This window comes from Streptomyces sp. HUAS YS2, assembly GCF_033343995.1.
Lineage (GTDB): Bacteria > Actinomycetota > Actinomycetes > Streptomycetales > Streptomycetaceae > Streptomyces > Streptomyces solicathayae.
This window is the reverse complement of sequence record NZ_CP137573.1, coordinates 2,242,601-2,262,500: the sequence shown is the minus strand read 5'-3', so window position 1 is coordinate 2,262,500 and position 19,900 is coordinate 2,242,601. Positions and strand designations below refer to the sequence as shown.

Genomic DNA, 19,900 nt, shown 5'->3' with positions numbered 1-19,900 from the left:
CGATGCCGGCCCCAGTGAACTTGCTGCTTGCAGCAGGGTGATGGGTGGCTGGTCGTTGCTTGAGAACTACACAGTGGACGCGAGCATCTGTGGCCAAGTTTTTAAGGGCGCACGGTGGATGCCTTGGCACCAGGAACCGATGAAGGACGTGGGAGGCCACGATAGTCCCCGGGGAGCCGTCAACCAGGCTTTGATCCGGGGGTTTCCGAATGGGGAAACCCGGCAGTCGTCATGGGCTGTCACCCATGCCTGAACACATAGGGCATGTGGAGGGAACGAGGGGAAGTGAAACATCTCAGTACCCTCAGGAAGAGAAAACAACCGTGATTCCGGGAGTAGTGGCGAGCGAAACCGGATGAGGCCAAACCGTATGCGTGTGATACCCGGCAGGGGTTGCGCATGCGGGGTTGTGGGATCTCTCTTTCACAGTCTGCCGGCTGTGAGGCGAGTCAGAAACCGTATGGATAGGCGAAGGACATGCGAAAGGTCCGGCGTAGAGGGTAAGACCCCCGTAGCTGAAATCTGTACGGCTTGCTTGAGAGACACCCAAGTAGCACGGGGCCCGAGAAATCCCGTGTGAATCTGGCGGGACCACCCGCTAAGCCTAAATATTCCCTGGTGACCGATAGCGGATAGTACCGTGAGGGAATGGTGAAAAGTACCGCGGGAGCGGAGTGAAATAGTACCTGAAACCGTGTGCCTACAAGCCGTGGGAGCGTCGGACGTGCTTGCACGTCTCGTGACTGCGTGCCTTTTGAAGAATGAGCCTGCGAGTTTGCGGTGTGTTGCGAGGTTAACCCGTGTGGGGAAGCCGTAGCGAAAGCGAGTCCGAATAGGGCGATTCAGTAGCGCGCTCAAGACCCGAAGCGGAGTGATCTAGCCATGGGCAGGTTGAAGCGGAGGTAAGACTTCGTGGAGGACCGAACCCACCAGGGTTGAAAACCTGGGGGATGACCTGTGGTTAGGGGTGAAAGGCCAATCAAACTCCGTGATAGCTGGTTCTCCCCGAAATGCATTTAGGTGCAGCGTCGTGTGTTTCTTGCCGGAGGTAGAGCACTGGATAGGCGATGGGCCCTACCGGGTTACTGACCTTAGCCAAACTCCGAATGCCGGTAAGTGAGAGCACGGCAGTGAGACTGTGGGGGATAAGCTCCATGGTCGAGAGGGAAACAGCCCAGAGCATCGACTAAGGCCCCTAAGCGTACGCTAAGTGGGAAAGGATGTGGAGTCGCAGAGACAACCAGGAGGTTGGCTTAGAAGCAGCCACCCTTGAAAGAGTGCGTAATAGCTCACTGGTCAAGTGATTCCGCGCCGACAATGTAGCGGGGCTCAAGCGTACCGCCGAAGTCGTGTCATTGCAGCAATAGGGCCAACGCCCGCTGTGATGGGTAGGGGAGCGTCGTGTGCCGGGTGAAGCAGCCGCGGAAGCGAGTTGTGGACGGTTCACGAGTGAGAATGCAGGCATGAGTAGCGATACACACGTGAGAAACGTGTGCGCCGATTGACTAAGGGTTCCTGGGTCAAGCTGATCTGCCCAGGGTAAGTCGGGACCTAAGGCGAGGCCGACAGGCGTAGTCGATGGACAACCGGTTGATATTCCGGTACCCGCTTTGAAACGCCCAATATCGAGCCCATTAATGCTAAGGCCGTGAAGCCGCCCCGGAGCCTTCGGGCAAAGGGGAGTGGTGGAGCCGCTGACCCAAGGTGGTAGTAGGTAAGCGATGGGGTGACGCAGGAAGGTAGTCCAGCCCGGGCGGTGGTTGTCCCGGGGTAAGGGTGTAGGGCGCTGTCTAGGCAAATCCGGACAGCACGTAGCCTGAGACCTGATGCCGAGCCGATTGTGGTGAAGTGGATGATCCTATGCTGTCGAGAAAAGCCTCTAGCGAGTTTCATGGCGGCCCGTACCCTAAACCGACTCAGGTGGTCAGGTAGAGAATACCGAGGCGTTCGGGTGAACTATGGTTAAGGAACTCGGCAAAATGCCCCCGTAACTTCGGGAGAAGGGGGGCCACGTCTGGTGATGAGTCTTGCACTCTGAGCTGGGGGTGGCCGCAGACCAGCGAGAAGCGACTGTTTACTAAAAACACAGGTCCGTGCGAAGCCGTAAGGCGATGTATACGGACTGACGCCTGCCCGGTGCTGGAACGTTAAGGGGACCGGTTAGCTCTGTTTCGACAGGGCGAAGCTGAGAACTTAAGCGCCAGTAAACGGCGGTGGTAACTATAACCATCCTAAGGTAGCGAAATTCCTTGTCGGGTAAGTTCCGACCTGCACGAATGGCGTAACGACTTCTCGACTGTCTCAACCATAGGCCCGGTGAAATTGCACTACGAGTAAAGATGCTCGTTTCGCGCAGAAGGACGGAAAGACCCCGGGACCTTTACTACAGTTTGATATTGGTGTTCGGTTCGGCTTGTGTAGGATAGGTGGGAGACTTTGAAGCAGCCACGCCAGTGGTTGTGGAGTCGCCGTTGAAATACCACTCTGGTCGTGCTGGATGTCTAACCTCGGTCCGTGATCCGGATCAGGGACAGTGTCTGATGGGTAGTTTAACTGGGGCGGTTGCCTCCCAAAGGGTAACGGAGGCGCCCAAAGGTTCCCTCAGCCTGGTTGGCAATCAGGTGTTGAGTGTAAGTGCACAAGGGAGCTTGACTGTGAGACCGACGGGTCGAGCAGGGACGAAAGTCGGGACTAGTGATCCGGCGGTGGCTTGTGGAAGCGCCGTCGCTCAACGGATAAAAGGTACCCCGGGGATAACAGGCTGATCTTCCCCAAGAGTCCATATCGACGGGATGGTTTGGCACCTCGATGTCGGCTCGTCGCATCCTGGGGCTGGAGTCGGTCCCAAGGGTTGGGCTGTTCGCCCATTAAAGCGGTACGCGAGCTGGGTTTAGAACGTCGTGAGACAGTTCGGTCCCTATCCTCTGTGCGCGCAGGAATATTGAGAAGGGCTGTCCCTAGTACGAGAGGACCGGGACGGACGAACCTCTGGTGTGCCAGTTGTCCTGCCAAGGGCATGGCTGGTTGGCTACGTTCGGGAGGGATAACCGCTGAAAGCATCTAAGCGGGAAGCCTGCTTCGAGATGAGTATTCCCACCTCCTTGAGAGGGTAAGGCTCCCAGTAGACGACTGGGTTGATAGGCCGGATGTGGAAGCCCAGTAATGGGTGGAGCTGACCGGTACTAATAGGCCGAGGGCTTGTCCTCAGTTGCTCGCGTCCACTGTGTTAGTTCTGAAGTAACGAACTCCCTTTGCCGGTTGAGTTCAACTTCATAGTGTTTCGGTGGTCATAGCGTTAGGGAAACGCCCGGTTACATTCCGAACCCGGAAGCTAAGCCTTTCAGCGCCGATGGTACTGCAGGGGGGACCCTGTGGGAGAGTAGGACGCCGCCGAACAACCCGCCCTTTTAGCTCAGTCGGTAGAGCGTCTCCATGGTAAGGAGAAGGTCAACGGTTCGATTCCGTTAAAGGGCTCAGAGAGAAGGCCCCCGCCAATTGGCGGGGGCCTTTTTCGTTTTGTGCCTCCGATACGACCGCCGGCGAAGGCCGACGTCCCTCGGACGTCGGCCTTCACTCGTTCAGTCCGTTCAGTCGCCCTTGACCGGCTCCGGGAGGCGCATCGCCAGGATGGCCATGTCGTCAGAGGCCGGCTCGACCGCGAAGCGTTCGACTGCCCGGAGGATGCGCGCGGCGACCGCGCCGGCCGTCAGGCCCGTACAGGTCGTCAGGACTTCGGCGAGGCCGTCGTCGCCCAACATCCGGGTGCCCTCGCGGCGTTCGGTGATGCCGTCCGTGACGCAGAGGAGGACATCGCCCGGGTCGAGCGTGACGGTCTGCTCGTACAGCTCCAGGTCCTCCATGACGCCGAGCAGCGGCTGCGGGTCGGCGGCGGGTTCGACCGTGCCGTCCTGGCGGAGGCGGAGCGGGAGCGGGTGGCCGGCGCAGACGACCTTGAGGATCGCCGAGCCGTCCTCCTGCGGCCACATCTCTCCGTAAAGGAGCGTCAGGAAGCGGCTGCGGTCGCCCTCGTCGAGGATCGCCGCGTTGAGCCGCTCCAGGACCGCCGGGCCGCCGAAGCCCTCGCGGGCCAGCAGACGCAGGGCGTGCCGGGCGAGGCCGGTGACCGCGGCGGCCTCCGGGCCCGTGCCGCAGACGTCGCCGATGGCGAAGCCGTACACGCCGTCGCGGATCGGGAAGACGTCGTAGAAGTCGCCGCCGACCTCGTTGCCCTCGCCCGCGGCGCGGTAGATGACCTCGACCTCGACGCCCGGGATCTGCGGCATGCCGGGCGGCAGCAGACTGCGCTGCAGGGAGCGGCTGATGGCCATGCGTTCCGAGTACAGGCGCGCGTTGTCGAGGGCGAGTGCCGCTCGGCGGGAGAGGTCCTCGGCGAGTTCGAGGATCTCCTGACGGAAGTGGTCGTCGGAGGGTTTGCCGAGGGTGAGCATGCCGATGACGCGGTTGCGGGCGAACAGCGGCAGGACGACGGTCTCGCCGCCCACGGCAGCCGCAGTGGCCAGCGTCGTACCGATGCCGGAGGACAGCAGGCCAGGGTGCCCCTGGCCGAGTTCCTCCATGGACGTGGCGAGCGCGGCGCGGTGCGCGGCGTCGGCCGGTGCGTGCCATACGCGGGCGCCGGGTGTGGGCACCGGGTCCGGCGGGTCGATCGAGGAGAGCAGGGCCTTGAGGCCGTCGATGCGGTCCTCGTCCTCGTGCAGCACGTACGAGAGGGCCGGCTCCGAGGTCTGGTCGGCGATCGTGTAGACGGCGCACCAGGTGGCGAGCGTCGGCACGGTCATCTGGGCCATGAGCGCGAGGGTCTGGTCACGGTCGAGGGTGCCGGCCAGCAGGTCGGATGCCTCGACGAGGAAGCTCAGCGAACCGCGGCGCAGCCGTTCCAGCTCGCCGAGCCGGGCCGATTCGACGGCCAGCGCGATCCGGTCGGCGGCGAACTGGAGGCGCAGGGCCTCCTCGTTGGAGTACCGGCCGGAGCCTTCGGCTGCGACGCCGAGGGAGCCGGTGAGCCGGCCCTCGACCTTGAGGGGGACGGTGACGACGGAGCGCATGCCGGTGCCCTCGAGCAGCGGGACGGCGCCGGGGACGGCGGCCAGGTCCTCGTGGACGGCGGGCATGCGGGCGGATCCGTACCGGCCGGCGCCGGCCTCGACCGGGACGCGGGCGAAGCGCTGGCGGGCGGAGGGCAGGCCCGTGGTGGCCCGTACCTCCAGTTCTGTCTCGTCGTCGGTGGCGAGGAGGAGGAACGCCGAGTCGCCGTCGAGCATGTCCCGGGCGCGCTCGACGGTCCGCTGGAGCAGGCCGTCCAGGTCGTCGGGGGCGGGGGAGCCGATGAAGACCTCGAAGGGGTCCGTGGCGTGGTTCTCGGAGCCGGGGTCGGCGACCGGCGGGCGCAGCGGCGTCTGGAGGACGGCGCGCTCGTGGTCGCGTACCAGGAGGCAGACGGTGGAGGGGATGCCGTGGGTGTCGCGGACGCGGAGGTGGGAGGCGTACACGGGGACGACCCGGCCGTCCTCTCCGCGGACGCCGTAGCTGCCCTCCCAGCGGGAGAGCTGGAGGGCCTCGGCGAGGCCGGTGCCGGTGCCGGGGGTGTGGGGCCAGGCGGCGAGGTCGCCGAGCGGCTTGCCCATCACTTGCTCGGGTGAATACCCGAAGAGATGTTCGGCATCCTCGTTCCAGGATGTGATGGAGCCCACGGGGTCGATCTGCGCGACGGCCACACGGACGCGGTCCTCGGTCGAGGGCAGCAGGTCGACGGGGAGCACGGGGCCGGCGGTGCGGGTGCCCACGGCGCGTTCGGGCAGGTCGAGTTGGAACCAGACCTGCTTGTGCGTCGGGGTGTACTCGACGCCCCAGCGGCTGGCGAGCGCGGCGCAGAGCAGCAGGCCACGGCCGTTCTCCCGGTCGGGGCTGCCGAAGTTCTGGCCGCCCTGCAGCGGGATCTCGCGCTCGGGGTAGTGGTCGGAGACCTCGACGCGTACGCCGTGCTCGGTGCGCAGGCACAGCACGTCGGCGGTGGTGCCCGCGTGGACGACCGCGTTGGTGACGAGTTCGCTGGTCAGGACGACGGCGTCGTCGACGACGTCGCCGTACCCCCAGCCCTGCAGGGTGTCCCGGACGAAGGCGCGGGCGGTCGCCACGGACCGTCCGACCGGGTCGAAGCTGGCCGCAGCCCGCGCGGTGATCACAGAACTCCTCGTACGCGTCTCGACACCCGGCTCTGCCATGGTCGGCCTGCCCCTCCCGGTGCCCGGTGGTCGTGCTGCGCGTCACACTGCCCCAGCCGGGCAGCACGGGGCGGTTGGACAGTCGGATGCCAGGTTACTTACCTTCGCTGTCCGGGCGGGTGCCGGTCGTCACTGTTTCCGTCCCCAGGAGTCGGGGACGCTATGCGAAGCTGCCGAACTGTTATGGCCTGGTTCGGCTGCGGTGAAACACTGGGAAGGCTTCTGCGGACGGCGGAAGCGGTGCTGCCCCGGCGCAGCAACGGTCGACCCCTGCGGGAGGGACACGGTGGAGTCTGGCGTGACGGCGCGACGCGGCAGCGGTACGCGCGCGAAGGGCGGACGGTCCCGGAGCAGTGGGACGGTGCAGGTGGACGCGGCGGCGCTGCAGCGCCTGCTCGCGGCGCTGGTGTCGATGCGGGACGGGAACTTCCGCCGGCGGCTGACCGTGAACGGCGACGGCGTGATGTCGGAGATCGCCGCTGTGTTCAACGAGGTTGCGGACCGGCAGCTGCACCTGACCGGGGAGCTCTCCCGGGTGCGCCGGATGGTGGGCCGGGAGGGGAAGCTCTCGGAGCGGCTGGAGGTCGGGCCGAGCGAGGGGACCTGGGCCGCGGCCGTCGAGGCCGCGAACCAGCTGGTCGACGACCTGACACGGCCGGTGTCCGAGGTGGGCCGGGTGCTGTCCGCGGTGGCGGAGGGCGACCTGGAGCAGCGGATGGAGCTGCGCTCGGAGGGGCCCGAGGGAGCGGTACGGCCGCTGCGCGGCGAGTTCCTGAAGGTCGCCCGAACGGTGAACAACCTGGTCGACCAGCTGTCGGCGTTCACCGACGAGGTGACGCGGGTCGCGCTGGAGGTCGGCACCGAGGGCAAGCTGGGCGGTCAGGCCCAGGTGCGCGGGATGTCCGGTTCCTGGAAGGACCTGACGGACTCCGTCAACACGATGGCGTACCGGCTCACCGCGCAGGTGCGGGACATCGCGCTGGTGACGACGGCGGTCGCGAAGGGCGATCTGTCGCGGAAGGTCACCGTCCATGTGGACGGCGAGATGCTGCAGTTGAAGAACACCGTCAACACGATGGTGGACCAGCTGTCCGCCTTCGGTTCCGAGGTGACCCGGGTGGCCCGCGAGGTGGGCACCGAGGGCGAGCTCGGCGGTCAGGCCGAGGTGCCGGGCGTGGCCGGCGTGTGGAAGGACCTGACGGACTCCGTCAACACGATGGCGGGCAACCTGACCTCGCAGGTGCGGGGCATCGCCGAGGTGACGACGGCGGTCGCCAACGGCGACCTGTCGCAGCAGGTGCGGGTGAGCGCGCGCGGCGAGGTCGCGCAACTCGCCGACACGATCAACCAGATGACCGAGACGCTGGCGACGTTCGCCGACGAGGTGACCCGGGTCGCCAGCGAGGTCGGCGCCGGCGGCGTGCTGGGCGGTCAGGCGCAGGTGCCGGGTGCGGCGGGTACGTGGAAGGACCTCACGGACTCGGTGAACACGGCGTTCCGGAACCTGACGGGTCAGGTGCGGGACATCGCGCAGGTGACGACGGCGGTGGCGAACGGCGACCTGTCGCAGAAGGTCACGGTCGACGTCGCGGGCGAGATGCTGGAGCTGAAGAACACCGTCAACACGATGGTGGACCAGCTGTCCGCCTTCGGTTCCGAGGTGACCCGGGTGGCCCGGGAGGTCGGCGTCGAGGGCCGCCTCGGTGGTCAGGCGCAGGTGTCGGGTGCGGCGGGTACGTGGAAGGACCTCACGGACTCGGTGAACACGGCGTTCCGGAACCTGACGGGTCAGGTGCGGGACATCGCGCAGGTGACGACGGCGGTGGCGAACGGCGATCTGACGCAGAAGGTCACGGTCGATGTCGCGGGCGAGATGCTGGAGCTGAAGAACACCGTCAACACCATGGTGTCGCAGCTGTCGAACTTCGCCGACCAGGTGACCCGGATGGCCCGGGACGTGGGCACCGAGGGCCGCCTCGGCGGCCAGGCCCGCGTCGACGGCGTCTCGGGTACCTGGAAGGAACTCACCGACTCCGTCAACTTCATGGCCGGCAACCTGACGTCGCAGGTGCGTCAGATCGCGCAGGTGACGACGGCGGTGGCGCGGGGCGACCTGTCGCAGAAGATCGACGTGGACGCGCGCGGCGAGATCCTGGAGCTCAAGAACACCATCAACACCATGGTCGACCAGCTCGGCGCGTTCGCCGAGCAGGTGACCCGGGTGGCCCGGGACGTGGGCACCGAGGGCCGCCTCGGCGGTCAGGCGCAGGTGCCCGGCGTTGCCGGTGTGTGGCGGGACCTCACGGACTCCGTGAACGGCATGGCCGGCAACCTCACCGCCCAGGTCCGCAACATCGCCGGGGTCGCCACCGCGGTGGCGCGCGGCGACCTGTCGCAGAAGATCGACGTGGACGCGCGCGGCGAGATCCTGGAACTCAAGAACACCCTGAACACGATGGTCGACCAGCTGTCGAACTTCGCGGAGCAGGTGACGCGGGTGGCCCGTGAGGTGGGCACCGAGGGCATCCTGGGCGGCCAGGCCGAGGTGCAGGGGGTCTCCGGCACCTGGAAGGACCTCACCCAGTCGGTGAACTTCATGGCGAACAACCTGACCAGTCAGGTGCGCAACATCGCCGAGGTGACGACGGCGGTCGCCAAGGGCGACCTGTCGAAGAAGATCACGGTCGACGCCAAGGGCGAGATCCTGGAGCTGGTCACCACCGTCAACACGATGGTCGACCAACTGTCGAACTTCGCCGACGAGGTGACCCGGGTGGCCCGCGAGGTGGGCACCGAGGGCATCCTCGGCGGCCAGGCCCGGGTCCGGGGTGTGACGGGTACCTGGAAGGACCTGTCCGACAACGTGAACCTGATGGCCAACAACCTGACCGGTCAGGTGCGGAACATCTCCCGGGTGTCGGCGGCGGTCGCCAACGGCGATCTGACGAAGAAGGTGACGGTCGAGGCGCGCGGCGAGGTCGCCGAACTCGCCGACACCGTCAACACGATGGTGACGACCCTGTCCCAGTTCGCCGAGCAGGTCACCATGGTGGCCCGCGAGGTGGGCACCGACGGCATCCTCGGCGGCCAGGCCCGCGTCCCCGGTGTGTCCGGCACGTGGAAGGACCTCACCGACTCGGTGAACGGCATGGCCGACAACCTGACCGGCCAGGTGCGGCAGATCGCCACCGTCACCACCGCGATCGCCAAGGGCGATCTCACCAAGAAGATCGACATCGACGCGCGGGGCGAGATCCAGGAGCTGAAGAACACCATCAACACGATGGTCGACCAGCTGTCCAACTTCGCCGAGGAGGTCACCCGGGTGGCCCGCGAGGTGGGCACCGACGGGCAGTTGGGCGGCCAGGCCCGGGTACGGGACGTCGACGGTACCTGGCGGGACCTGACCGAGTCGGTGAACGAGATGGCCGGGAACCTGACCCGGCAGGTGCGTGCGATCGCCGCCGTCGCCACCGCGGTGACCCGCGGCGACCTCAACCTGAAGATCGACGGCGTGGACGCGGCCGGCGAGATCCAGGCGCTCCAGGACAACATCAACACGATGATCGTCAACCTGCGCGACACCACCCTCGCCAACGAGGAGCAGGACTGGCTGAAGGGCAACCTCGCCCGTATCTCCGGTCTGATGCAGGGCCGCCGGGACCTCGACGACGTCGCCTCGCTGATCATGAGCGAGCTGACCCCGGTCGTCTCGGCGCAGCACGGCGCGTTCTTCGTGGCGATGCCGACCGGCGCGGCCAGCGCCGCCGATCTGGGGGAGCAGGAGGAGGGCCAGTACGAGCTGCGGATGCGCGGCAGTTACGGCTACTCCGCCGGGTCGATGCCCACCTCGTTCCGGCCGGGCGAGACGCTGATCGGGACGGCCGCGGAGGAGAAGCGGACGATCCAGGTCAACGTTCCGCCGGGGTACCTGAAGATCTCGTCCGGGCTCGGCGAGGCCTCGCCGGCCCATGTGATCGTGCTGCCGGTGCTGTTCGAGGGGAAGGTGCTCGGCGTCATCGAGCTGGCGTCGTTCCAGCCGTTCACGCAGATCCAGCGGGACTTCCTCAACCAGCTCGCCGAGCTGATCGCGACGACGGTGAACACGATCAGCGTCAACACCAAGACCGAGGTGCTGCTCACGCAGTCGCAGGAGCTGACCGAACAGCTGCGGGAGCGGTCCGCGGAGCTGGAGCACCGGCAGAAGGAACTCCAGGGCACCAACGCGGAGTTGGAGGAGAAGGCGGAGCTCCTCGCCCAGCAGAACCGGGACATCGAGGTGAAGAACACCGAGATCGAGGAGGCCCGGCAGGTGCTGGAGGAGCGGGCCGAGCAGCTCGCCGTCTCCATGCGCTACAAGTCCGAGTTCCTGGCCAACATGTCGCACGAGCTGCGCACCCCGCTCAACTCGCTGCTGATCCTGGCCAAGCTGCTCGCCGACAACGCCGATACCAACCTGACGCCGAAGCAGGTCGAGTTCGCCGAGACCATCCACGGCGCCGGCTCCGACCTGCTCCAGCTGATCAACGACATCCTCGACCTGTCCAAGGTCGAGGCGGGCAAGATGGACGTCTCCCCGACCCGGATCGCGCTGGTCCAGCTCGTGGACTATGTGGAGGCGACGTTCCGGCCGCTGACCGCGGAGAAGGGCCTGGACTTCTCGGTCCGGGTCTCGCCCGAACTGCCCGCCACGCTGCACACCGACGAGCAGCGGCTGCTCCAGGTGCTGCGCAACCTGCTGTCCAACGCGGTGAAGTTCACCGACTCCGGCGCGGTCGAGCTGGTCATCCGGCCGGCCGGGGCGCACGTGCCGCAGTCGATCCGGGAGCAGCTCCTGGAGGCCGGTTCGCTGCGCGACGCCGACGCCGAGCTGATCGCGTTCTCGGTGACGGACACCGGCATCGGGATCGCCGCGGGCAAGATGCGGGTGATCTTCGAGGCGTTCAAGCAGGCGGACGGGACGACGAGCCGCAAGTACGGCGGCACGGGCCTCGGCCTGTCGATCAGCCGGGAGATCGCGCGGCTGCTCGGCGGCGAGATCTATGCGGCCAGCGAGCCGGGCCGCGGATCGACGTTCACGCTCTACCTGCCGCTGCAGCCGAGCGAGCTGCCGCCGAACGGCTATCCGCAGCCCGGCGGGCTCGAGCCGCGGGCGGCCATCGAGGACTCGGCGGCAGGGCAGGGCGCCGACGGGGCCGTACCGCTCGCGCCTGAGCCGCCCACCGCGGCGCTGCCGCCGGCGGAGTCGCGTTCGGGTGCCGGGGCGCTGTTCCGGCACCGCCGCAAGGCGCTGTGGGGCGGGGCGGGGCAGTCGGCCGGGCTGCCGGCCGAGGCCGTACCGGGGCAGGAGGCGTACGGGGCGGCCGAGGACGAGGAGCAGCCGCGCCGCACCTTCTCCTTCGGCGGCGAGAAGGTGCTGATCGTCGACGACGACATCCGCAACGTCTTCGCGCTCACCAGCGTCCTGGAGCAGCACGGCCTCTCGGTGCTGTACGCGGAGAACGGCCGGGAGGGCATCGAAGTCCTGGAGCAGCACGATGATGTGACGGTCGTGCTGATGGACATCATGATGCCCGAGATGGACGGGTACGCGACGACGACGGCGATCCGCCGCATGCCGCAGTTCGCCGGCCTGCCGATCATCGCGCTCACCGCCAAGGCGATGAAGGGCGACCGGGAGAAGGCGATCGAGTCCGGCGCGTCCGACTACGTGACGAAGCCGGTCGATCCCGACCACCTGTTGTCGGTGATGGAGCACTGGATGCGCGGCGAGTGAGCGCAGGCCGCCGGCCCGCGGGTACGCGCGGGTCGGCGGCGGTCGGCGGCGCGCGTCGTGTACGAGGCGGCGGATTGCTGACAGGCTGTGCCGGAAGCGGTGTGGGACGGCGGGATTCGGGGAACCTTCTGGTCTCTCACCGCGTTTCTGCTACGTGCACAGTGACATCGTGGTGACAGGGTGTGGCGACAGGCGGGGTGCGGCTACCATGACCGGCACAAGGACGGACGGCGCATGGGAGTCGTCTTCTGGGGCGGCCCCCGGCGCTTCCCCCGGCTCGACCGGCCGGGAGGAGCCCAAGCCGGGGCGAGGAGGACGGGGCATGGTGCAGAAGGCCAAGATCCTCCTGGTCGATGACCGGCCGGAGAATCTGCTGGCGCTGGAGGCCATCCTCTCCGCGCTCGATCAGACACTGGTGCGGGCATCGTCCGGGGAGGAAGCGCTCAAGGCGCTGCTGACCGACGACTTCGCGGTCATCCTGCTGGATGTCCAGATGCCCGGCATGGACGGATTCGAGACCGCCGCGCACATCAAGCGCCGCGAGCGGACGCGGGACATCCCGATCATCTTCCTCACGGCCATCAACCACGGCCCGCACCACACCTTCCGCGGCTACGCGGCCGGCGCGGTCGACTACATCTCCAAGCCGTTCGACCCGTGGGTGCTGCGCGCCAAGGTCTCGGTCTTCGTCGAGCTGTACATGAAGAACTGCCAGCTGCGCGAGCAGGCCGCGCTGCTGCGGCTCCAGTTGGAGGGCAGTGGCCCCGGCGGCCACGCCAAGGAGTCGGCCGGACTGCTCGCCGAGCTCTCCGCCCGCCTCGCCGCCGTGGAGGAGCAGGCCGAGGCGCTGTCCAAGCAGCTCGACGACGACTCGGCGGACGCCGCGGCCGTCGCCACCGCGGCCCATCTGGAGCGCAAGCTCACAGGGTTGCGCAGGGCGCTCGACGCGCTGGAGCCGGGCACGGGCGGCGCGCCCAGCCTCCCCGCCCAGACCTGACGTCCCGTCACGGGCGGCCCGGCACCGTGAACGGGCGTCAGTTTCCGGTTCCCTGAGGGCGACACGGACGGGTGAAGCGGTGGGCAGGAGTGTTCACCGCCGTCTCCACCGGTAACCTCAGCATCATGGCCTCACGTACGTCCGGCAAAGGTTCCCAGGGCACGGCGGGCACCGCGAAGCCGCGCGCCGGCCGTACGACGGGCGCCGCGAAGAAGGCGGCGCCCGCCAAACCCCCCGCGAAGAAGACCGCGGCCAAGAAGGCCGCGCCCGCGAAGAAGGCACCCGCCCGCAAGACCGCGGCGAAGAAGGCGGCCCCCAAGCCCGCACCGTCCCCCACCGGGGGCGTGTACCGGCTCGCCCGCGGCCTCTGGCTCGGCGTCGCACACGGCGTCGGCGCGATGTTCCGGGGGATAGGGCGCGGCGCGAAGGGGCTCGACCCGGCGCACCGCAAGGACGGCATGGCGCTGCTCCTGCTCGGCCTCGCGCTGATCGTCGCGGCCGGTACCTGGTCCAACCTGCGCGGCCCGGTCGGCGACCTCGTCGAGATGCTGGTCACCGGCGCCTTCGGCCGGCTCGACCTGCTGGTGCCGCTGTTGCTCGGCGCGATCGCGATCCGGCTGATCCTCTACCCGGAGAAGCCGGACGCCAACGGCCGCATCGTCATCGGACTGTCCGCCCTGGTCATCGGCGTGCTCGGGCAGGTGCACATCGCCTGCGGCTCGCCCGGCCGCGCCCATGGCGCCGACGCCATACAGGACGCCGGCGGGCTGATCGGCTGGGCCGCGTCGCAACCCCTGGTCTTCATGATGGGCGAGGTCCTCGCCGTCCCCCTGCTTGTCCTGCTGACCGTCTTCGGTCTGCTGGTCGTCACCGCCACGCCCGTCAACGCCATCCCGCAGCGGCTGCGCGCCCTCGGCGCCCGGCTCGGCCTGGTCGAGCCCGCGTACACGGGCGACGAGGAGGCGGCGGAGGCGTACGACGAGGACGCCTGGCGCGACAGCGAGGCGCGGCGCGCCCCGACCGCCCGCCGCAGGTCCGCCGCGCCCGCCGAGCCGTACGACGCCGACCGCGCCGAGGAGGAGGCGCTCAGCAACCGCAAGCGGCCGCGCCGCGCCTCCGTGCAGCCCGAGTTCGACCGGCCCATGGACGCGGTGGACGTCGCCGCGGCCGCGGCCGCCGCGCTGGACGGGGCCGTGCTCAACGGCATGCCGCCGTCCCCGCTCGTCGCCGGCCTCACCCGGGACGTCACCGCCGACCGCGAGCGGGCCGCCGCCATGGCCGCAGAAGCCGCCGCCGAGGCCGCAGCGGCGGACGAGGCGGAGGCGGGGCGCGCCGGACAGGCCGGCCGCGCCGTACCGCCGGCCCGGGGCGCCGAGCGCCCCGCAGGGGTCCCCGACCTCACCAAGCCCGCCCCCGAGCCCACCGACCTGCCGCCGCGCGCCGAGCAGCTCCAGCTCTCCGGGGACATCACCTACTCGCTGCCGTCGCTGGACCTGCTGGAGCGCGGCGGACCCGGCAAGACCCGCAGCGCCGCCAACGACGCCGTCGTGGACGCGCTGTCCAACGTCTTCACGGAGTTCAAGGTCGACGCCGCCGTCACCGGCTTCACCCGCGGCCCGACGGTCACCCGGTACGAGGTCGAACTCGGCCCCGCCGTGAAGGTCGAGAAGATCACGGCGCTGACCAAGAACATCGCCTACGCCGTCGCGTCCCCGGACGTCCGGATCATCTCGCCGATCCCCGGCAAGTCCGCGGTCGGCATCGAGATCCCGAACAGCGACCGCGAGATGGTCAACCTCGGCGACGTGCTGCGCCTCGCGGACGCGGCCGGCGACGAGCACCCGATGCTGGTCGCGCTCGGCAAGGACGTCGAGGGCGGCTACGTGATGGCCAACCTGGCGAAGATGCCGCACGTCCTGGTGGCGGGCGCCACCGGCTCCGGCAAGTCCTCGTGCATCAACTGCCTGATCACCTCGGTGATGATAAGAGCGACCCCCGAGGACGTCCGGATGGTGCTGGTCGACCCCAAGCGGGTCGAGCTCACCGCGTACGAGGGCATCCCGCACCTGATCACCCCGATCATCACCAACCCCAAGCGGGCCGCCGAGGCCCTGCAGTGGGTGGTGCGCGAGATGGACCTGCGCTACGACGATCTCGCGGCCTTCGGCTTCCGGCACATCGACGACTTCAACGAGGCCATCCGCAACGGCAAGGTCAAGCTGCCCGAGGGCAGCGAGCGCGAGCTCCAGCCGTACCCGTACCTGCTGGTCATCGTCGACGAGCTGGCCGACCTGATGATGGTCGCCCCGCGCGACGTCGAGGACGCCATCGTCCGCATCACCCAGCTCGCCCGCGCCGCCGGCATCCACCTGGTGCTGGCCACCCAGCGGCCCTCCGTCGACGTCGTCACCGGCCTGATCAAGGCGAACGTGCCCTCCCGGCTCGCCTTCGCCACGTCCTCGCTCGCCGACAGCCGGGTCATCCTCGACCAGCCCGGCGCGGAGAAGCTGATCGGCAAGGGCGACGGCCTGTTCCTGCCGATGGGCGCGAACAAGCCGACCCGCATGCAGGGCGCTTTCGTCACCGAGCACGAGGTGGCCGCGGTCGTCCAGCACTGCAAGGACCAGATGGCGCCGGTCTTCCGGGACGACGTCACCGTCGGCACCAAGCAGAAGAAGGAGATCGACGAGGACATCGGCGACGACCTCGACCTGCTCTGCCAGGCCGCCGAGCTGGTCGTCTCCACCCAGTTCGGCTCGACGTCGATGCTCCAGCGCAAGCTGCGCGTCGGCTTCGCGAAGGCCGGCCGGCTGATGGATCTGATGGAGTCCCGCAACATCGTGGGACCGAGCGAGGGGTCCAAGGCGAGGGATGTTCTGGTGAAACCGGACGAGCTGGACGGAGTGCTCGCCGTGATCCGCGGGGAGTCTCACTCGTAGGGATTTCCAGGGCAACCGTTTCCCTTGGCCGTACGTCAAGTTGGAGGGGAGGACAGATGTCCCCCGCACCCTCTCTCCGTACGACCACCCTTCCGGTGGGCGCGCTCGGCCATTCCGATGGCGTACAGATCGCGGCCGCCCGGTTGCCCCACCCTTTCGTACCACCCATAGACTGAACCTCCAGCAGGTGGCTACACGCTCGAAAGGCGCCCTCGTGTCCATCGGCAACTCCCCCGAAGACGACCGGAACTCGCCGGCAGACGACCGGCCTTCCATCGGTCGCGTGCTCCAGCAGGCCCGCATCGCCGCCGGTCTGACCGTCGAGGAGGTCAGCTCCTCCACCCGGGTCCGCGTCCCGATCGTGCACGCGATCGAGGAGGACGACTTCTCCCGCTGCGGAGGGGACGTCTACGCGCGCGGCCATATCCGCACGCTCGCCCGCGCGGTCGGCCTCGACCCCGCCCCGCTGGTCGACCAGTACGACGCCGAGCACGGCGGCCGGCCCGAGCCGACCCCCGCCGCTCCGCTGTTCGAGGCGGAACGCATCCGTCCCGAGCCGCGCCGGCCCAACTGGACCGCCGCCATGGTCGCCGCCATCGTGGCCGTCGTCGGCTTCGTCGGCTTCACGGTGTTCAGCGAGAACGACACCGAGGGCCGCGGCGCCGTCGCCGAGGCGCCGGGCCCGGAGAAGAAGCCCACCAGTGCCAAGCCGGCGCCGAGCAAGCCCGTCGACCCCAAGCCCGTCCCGTCCGAGAGCGCCATCGCGGCGGTCCCGGCGGACAAGGTCACGGTGATCCTGGTCGCCGACGACAAGAGCTGGATGTCGGCCAAGGCCAAGGACGGCAGGACGCTCTTCGAGGGCTTCATCGAGCAGGGCGAGAAGAAGACCTTCCAGGACGACGATCGCATCGACCTGGTCCTCGGCAACGCCGGCCCGATCGAGCTCTGGGTGAACGGCAAGAAGATCGACGAGAAGTTCGAGGACGGCGACGTCGAGCGGCTCTCGTACGGCAAGGGAGACCCGGCGGCCGGCTGAGTCCGGCCCCGGGTCCCGCCCGGGTCCTGCCCGGCCCTGCGCCTCCGGGTGACGGCCGGGGCGGCCCGACCCGTCGGGCCGGTGAACCCTGCGCGGCGGGGCAGCGGTCGGGACGAAGTAGTCTTGAGTCCATGCCCGAACGCCGTACCGTCGCCCTTGTCACTCTTGGCTGCGCCCGTAACGAGGTGGACTCGGAGGAGCTGGCAGGCCGCTTGGCAGCGGACGGCTGGCAGCTCGTCGAGAACGCCGAGGACGCGGACGTCGCCGTCGTCAACACCTGTGGATTCGTCGAGGCCGCCAAGAAGGACTCCGTCGACGCCCTCCTCGAAGCCAATGATCTGAAGGATCACGGCAAGACCCAGGCCGTGGTGGCCGTCGGCTGTATGGCCGAGCGGTACGGCAAGGAGCTCGCCGACGCCCTGCCCGAGGCGGACGGCGTGCTCGGCTTCGACGACTACGCCGACATCAGCAACCGGCTCCAGACCATCCTCAGCGGCGGCAGCGTCGAGGCGCACACCCCGCGTGACCGGCGCAAGCTGCTGCCGCTGTCCCCGGTGGAGCGCCAGCAGGCCGCCGCGGACGTGGCCCTGCCCGGGCACGGCGCGGCCGAGGCCCCCGCCGAGGCGCCGGCCGACCTTCCCGACGGCGTCGCCCCGGCCTCCGGCCCGCGCGCCCCGCTGCGCCGGCGGCTCGACACCAGCCCCGTCGCCTCCGTGAAGCTCGCCTCCGGCTGCGACCGCCGCTGCTCGTTCTGCGCCATCCCGTCCTTCCGCGGCTCCTTCGTCTCCCGGCGTCCCTCCGACGTCCTCGGTGAGACGCGCTGGCTCGCCGAGCAGGGCGTGAAGGAGATCATGCTGGTCTCCGAGAACAACACCTCGTACGGCAAGGACCTCGGCGACATCCGCCTCCTGGAGACGCTGCTGCCCGAGCTGGCGGCCGTGGACGGGATCGAGCGGGTCCGGGTCAGCTACCTGCAGCCCGCCGAGATGCGCCCGGGCTTGATCGACGTGCTGACCTCGACCGAGAAGGTCGCCCCGTACTTCGACCTGTCCTTCCAGCACAGCGCGCCCGACGTGCTGCGGGCGATGCGCCGCTTCGGCGACACCGACCGGTTCCTGGAGCTGCTCGAGACCATCCGCACCAAGGCCCCCACGGCCGGTGCCCGGTCCAACTTCATCGTCGGCTTCCCCGGCGAGACCGAGGCGGACTTCGCCGAGCTGGAACGCTTCATCACGCACGCCCGTCTCGACGCCATCGGCGTCTTCGGCTACTCCGACGAGGACGGCACCGAGGCCGCCACGTACGAGCACAAGCTCGACCAGGACGTCGTCGACGAGCGTCTGGCCCACCTGTCCCGGCTCGCCGAGGAGCTCACCGCGCAGCGCGCGGAGGAGCGGCTCGGAGAGACCCTGGAGGTACTGGTCGAGGCCGAGGACGAGGAGGACGGCTGGATCGGCCGGGCCGCGCACCAGGCGCCCGAGACCGACGGCCAGGTGTACCTCACGATGGACTCCACCGAGGATCTCGACCTGGTCCCCGGCCGTATGGTCAGGGCCAAGGTCGTCGGCACCGAGGGCGTCGACCTGGTGGCCGAGTGTCTCTTCGAGGAGGCGGGCAGATGACCGGAGTGCCGGCATCCGCGACGGGCGGGACCGGTAGGCCGGCGCCTCGCGGCAAGCTGGGCGCTGCGGCCGTCAACGAGGCCAGCCTGTGGAACATCGCCAACATCCTCACCATGATCCGGCTCGTCCTCGTGCCCGGGTTCGTGGTGCTGCTGCTCCAGGACGGCGGGCACGACCCGGTCTGGCGGGCCTGGGCGTGGGCGGCCTTCGCCGTCGCCATGATCACGGACGTGTTCGACGGGCACCTGGCCCGGACGTACAACCTGGTCACCGACTTCGGGAAGATCGCCGACCCGATCGCCGACAAGGCGATCATGGCCGCCGGTCTGATCAGCCTTTCGGCCCTGGGTGACCTGCCGTGGTGGGTGACCGGGGTGATCCTCTTCCGGGAGCTCGGGATCACGCTCATGCGGTTCTGGGTGATCCGGCACGGAGTGATCCCGGCCAGCCGCGGCGGCAAGATGAAGACGCTCGCGCAGGGCACCGCGGTCGGGATGTACGTCCTGGTGCTCACCGGGCCGCTCGCGACCCTGCGCTTCTGGGTGATGGCGGTCGCCGTCGTGCTGACGGTCGTCACCGGTCTGGATTATGTGCGACAGGCGGTGGTCCTGCGCCGCAGGGGACTGGCCGAGGAGCGCGCGGCCGCCGCCGCGGAGGCGGGGCCGGAGGCATGAGCGAGGCCGCCCGGGTCCTGGCACTGCTCGCGGAGCGTGGCGGCACGCTGGCGGTCGCCGAGTCCCTCACGGGCGGTCTGGTGGCCGCGGAGCTCACCGGGGTACCCGGGGCATCCAAGACGTTCCGCGGGTCCGTGACGGCGTACGCCACGGCCCTGAAGGAGCAATTGCTGGGGGTCGACGGGACGCTCCTGGCGGCCCGCGGGGCGGTCGACCCCGAGGTCGCGCTGCAGATGGCGGCGGGTGTACGGGTCCGGTTGGGCGCCGACTGGGGGATCGCGACCACGGGCGTCGCGGGTCCGGATCCGCAGGACGGACAGCCCGTCGGAACGGTCTACGTGGCCGTCGCCGGCCCGGCCGGGGCTGGGAAAGTGGCCTCGTTGCGGTTGAACGGCGACCGTGCGGAAATCCGTAGAGAGAGTGTACGGAGCGTGCTGGAACTGCTCGGTGGCGAACTCTCCGGAAATGCGCGGGCACAGGATACGGAACAGAACGGGGGGAATTGATGTTTGCAGCCCTGAGTGAACACGACATCGCTCCCCGCACGGCCGCGGCGCGAGGCGGTACGGTGGGGCGTGAAGGATGCGGCTACGCGGTCCGAGGAGGGAGCCACC

8 protein-coding genes, 1 tRNA gene and 2 rRNA genes are annotated in these 19,900 nt (G+C 68.6%); 10 read left to right on the top strand and 1 reads right to left on the bottom strand.

Going from position 1 to position 19,900, the window contains the following annotated elements; genetic code table 11:
• Positions 1–91: 91 nt before the first annotated feature.
• The 3 genes from R2D22_RS10120 to R2D22_RS10110 all read left to right on the top strand — a co-directional run bounded on the left by R2D22_RS10120 (position 92) and on the right by R2D22_RS10110 (position 3,474).
• Positions 92–3,206, top strand: a 23S ribosomal RNA gene (locus tag R2D22_RS10120).
• Positions 3,207–3,279: 73 nt separating this feature from the next.
• Positions 3,280–3,396 (top strand): 5S ribosomal RNA (gene rrf, locus R2D22_RS10115).
• A 5-nt stretch (positions 3,397–3,401) separates the two neighbouring features.
• Positions 3,402–3,474 (top strand) — tRNA-Thr (locus R2D22_RS10110).
• A 113-nt stretch (positions 3,475–3,587) separates the two neighbouring features.
• On the opposite strand, the gene R2D22_RS10105 is transcribed toward R2D22_RS10110, so the two are convergent.
• Positions 3,588–6,242: a SpoIIE family protein phosphatase gene (locus tag R2D22_RS10105; RefSeq protein WP_318102762.1), complete on the bottom strand. Its 2,655-nt coding sequence runs from the start codon at positions 6,240–6,242 to the stop codon at positions 3,588–3,590.
• 286 nt (positions 6,243–6,528) lie between these two features.
• Here R2D22_RS10105 and R2D22_RS10100 point away from each other — a divergent pair, with 286 nt between their 5' ends.
• The 7 genes from R2D22_RS10100 to R2D22_RS10070 all read left to right on the top strand — a co-directional run bounded on the left by R2D22_RS10100 (position 6,529) and on the right by R2D22_RS10070 (position 19,792).
• Positions 6,529–12,018 (top strand): HAMP domain-containing protein, encoded by a 5,490-nt coding sequence (locus R2D22_RS10100; protein WP_318102761.1) that lies wholly within the window; start codon positions 6,529–6,531, stop codon positions 12,016–12,018.
• A 322-nt stretch (positions 12,019–12,340) separates the two neighbouring features.
• Positions 12,341–13,015 carry a response regulator gene (locus R2D22_RS10095; protein ID WP_318102760.1) on the top strand — a complete coding sequence of 225 codons (675 nt, stop codon included), beginning with the start codon at positions 12,341–12,343 and terminating at the stop codon, positions 13,013–13,015.
• A gap of 125 nt (positions 13,016–13,140) precedes the next feature.
• Positions 13,141–15,954 carry a DNA translocase FtsK gene (locus tag R2D22_RS10090; RefSeq protein WP_318102759.1) on the top strand — a complete coding sequence of 938 codons (2,814 nt, stop codon included), beginning with the start codon at positions 13,141–13,143 and terminating at the stop codon, positions 15,952–15,954.
• A 214-nt stretch (positions 15,955–16,168) separates the two neighbouring features.
• On the top strand, positions 16,169–16,990 hold the full coding sequence (locus R2D22_RS10085; RefSeq protein ID WP_318102758.1) for a helix-turn-helix domain-containing protein: 822 nt from the start codon (positions 16,169–16,171) through the stop codon (positions 16,988–16,990).
• A 131-nt stretch (positions 16,991–17,121) separates the two neighbouring features.
• Positions 17,122–18,612 (top strand): 30S ribosomal protein S12 methylthiotransferase RimO, encoded by a 1,491-nt coding sequence (gene rimO, locus R2D22_RS10080; RefSeq protein ID WP_318102757.1) that lies wholly within the window; start codon positions 17,122–17,124, stop codon positions 18,610–18,612.
• On the top strand, positions 18,609–19,286 hold the full coding sequence (gene pgsA / locus R2D22_RS10075; protein ID WP_318102756.1) for a CDP-diacylglycerol--glycerol-3-phosphate 3-phosphatidyltransferase: 678 nt from the start codon (positions 18,609–18,611) through the stop codon (positions 19,284–19,286). Before rimO ends, pgsA begins: the two co-directional genes overlap by 4 nt.
• Positions 19,283–19,792, top strand: coding sequence for a CinA family protein (locus R2D22_RS10070; protein ID WP_318102755.1), 510 nt, complete (start codon positions 19,283–19,285; stop codon positions 19,790–19,792). The genes pgsA and R2D22_RS10070 overlap by 4 nt, the downstream gene beginning before the upstream one ends.
• Positions 19,793–19,900 lie beyond the last annotated feature (108 nt).

Excerpts from the sequence above, each read along its gene's own strand:
- R2D22_RS10105 (WP_318102762.1), bottom strand. The coding sequence starts at position 6,242 with ATGGCAGAGCCGGGTGTCGAGACGCGTACGAGGAGTTCTGTGATCACC.
- R2D22_RS10095 (WP_318102760.1), top strand. The coding sequence starts at position 12,341 with ATGGTGCAGAAGGCCAAGATCCTCCTGGTCGATGACCGGCCGGAGAAT.
- R2D22_RS10090 (WP_318102759.1), top strand. The coding sequence starts at position 13,141 with ATGGCCTCACGTACGTCCGGCAAAGGTTCCCAGGGCACGGCGGGCACC.
- rimO (WP_318102757.1), top strand. The coding sequence starts at position 17,122 with ATGCCCGAACGCCGTACCGTCGCCCTTGTCACTCTTGGCTGCGCCCGT.
- pgsA (WP_318102756.1), top strand. The coding sequence starts at position 18,609 with ATGACCGGAGTGCCGGCATCCGCGACGGGCGGGACCGGTAGGCCGGCG.
- R2D22_RS10070 (WP_318102755.1), top strand. The coding sequence starts at position 19,283 with ATGAGCGAGGCCGCCCGGGTCCTGGCACTGCTCGCGGAGCGTGGCGGC.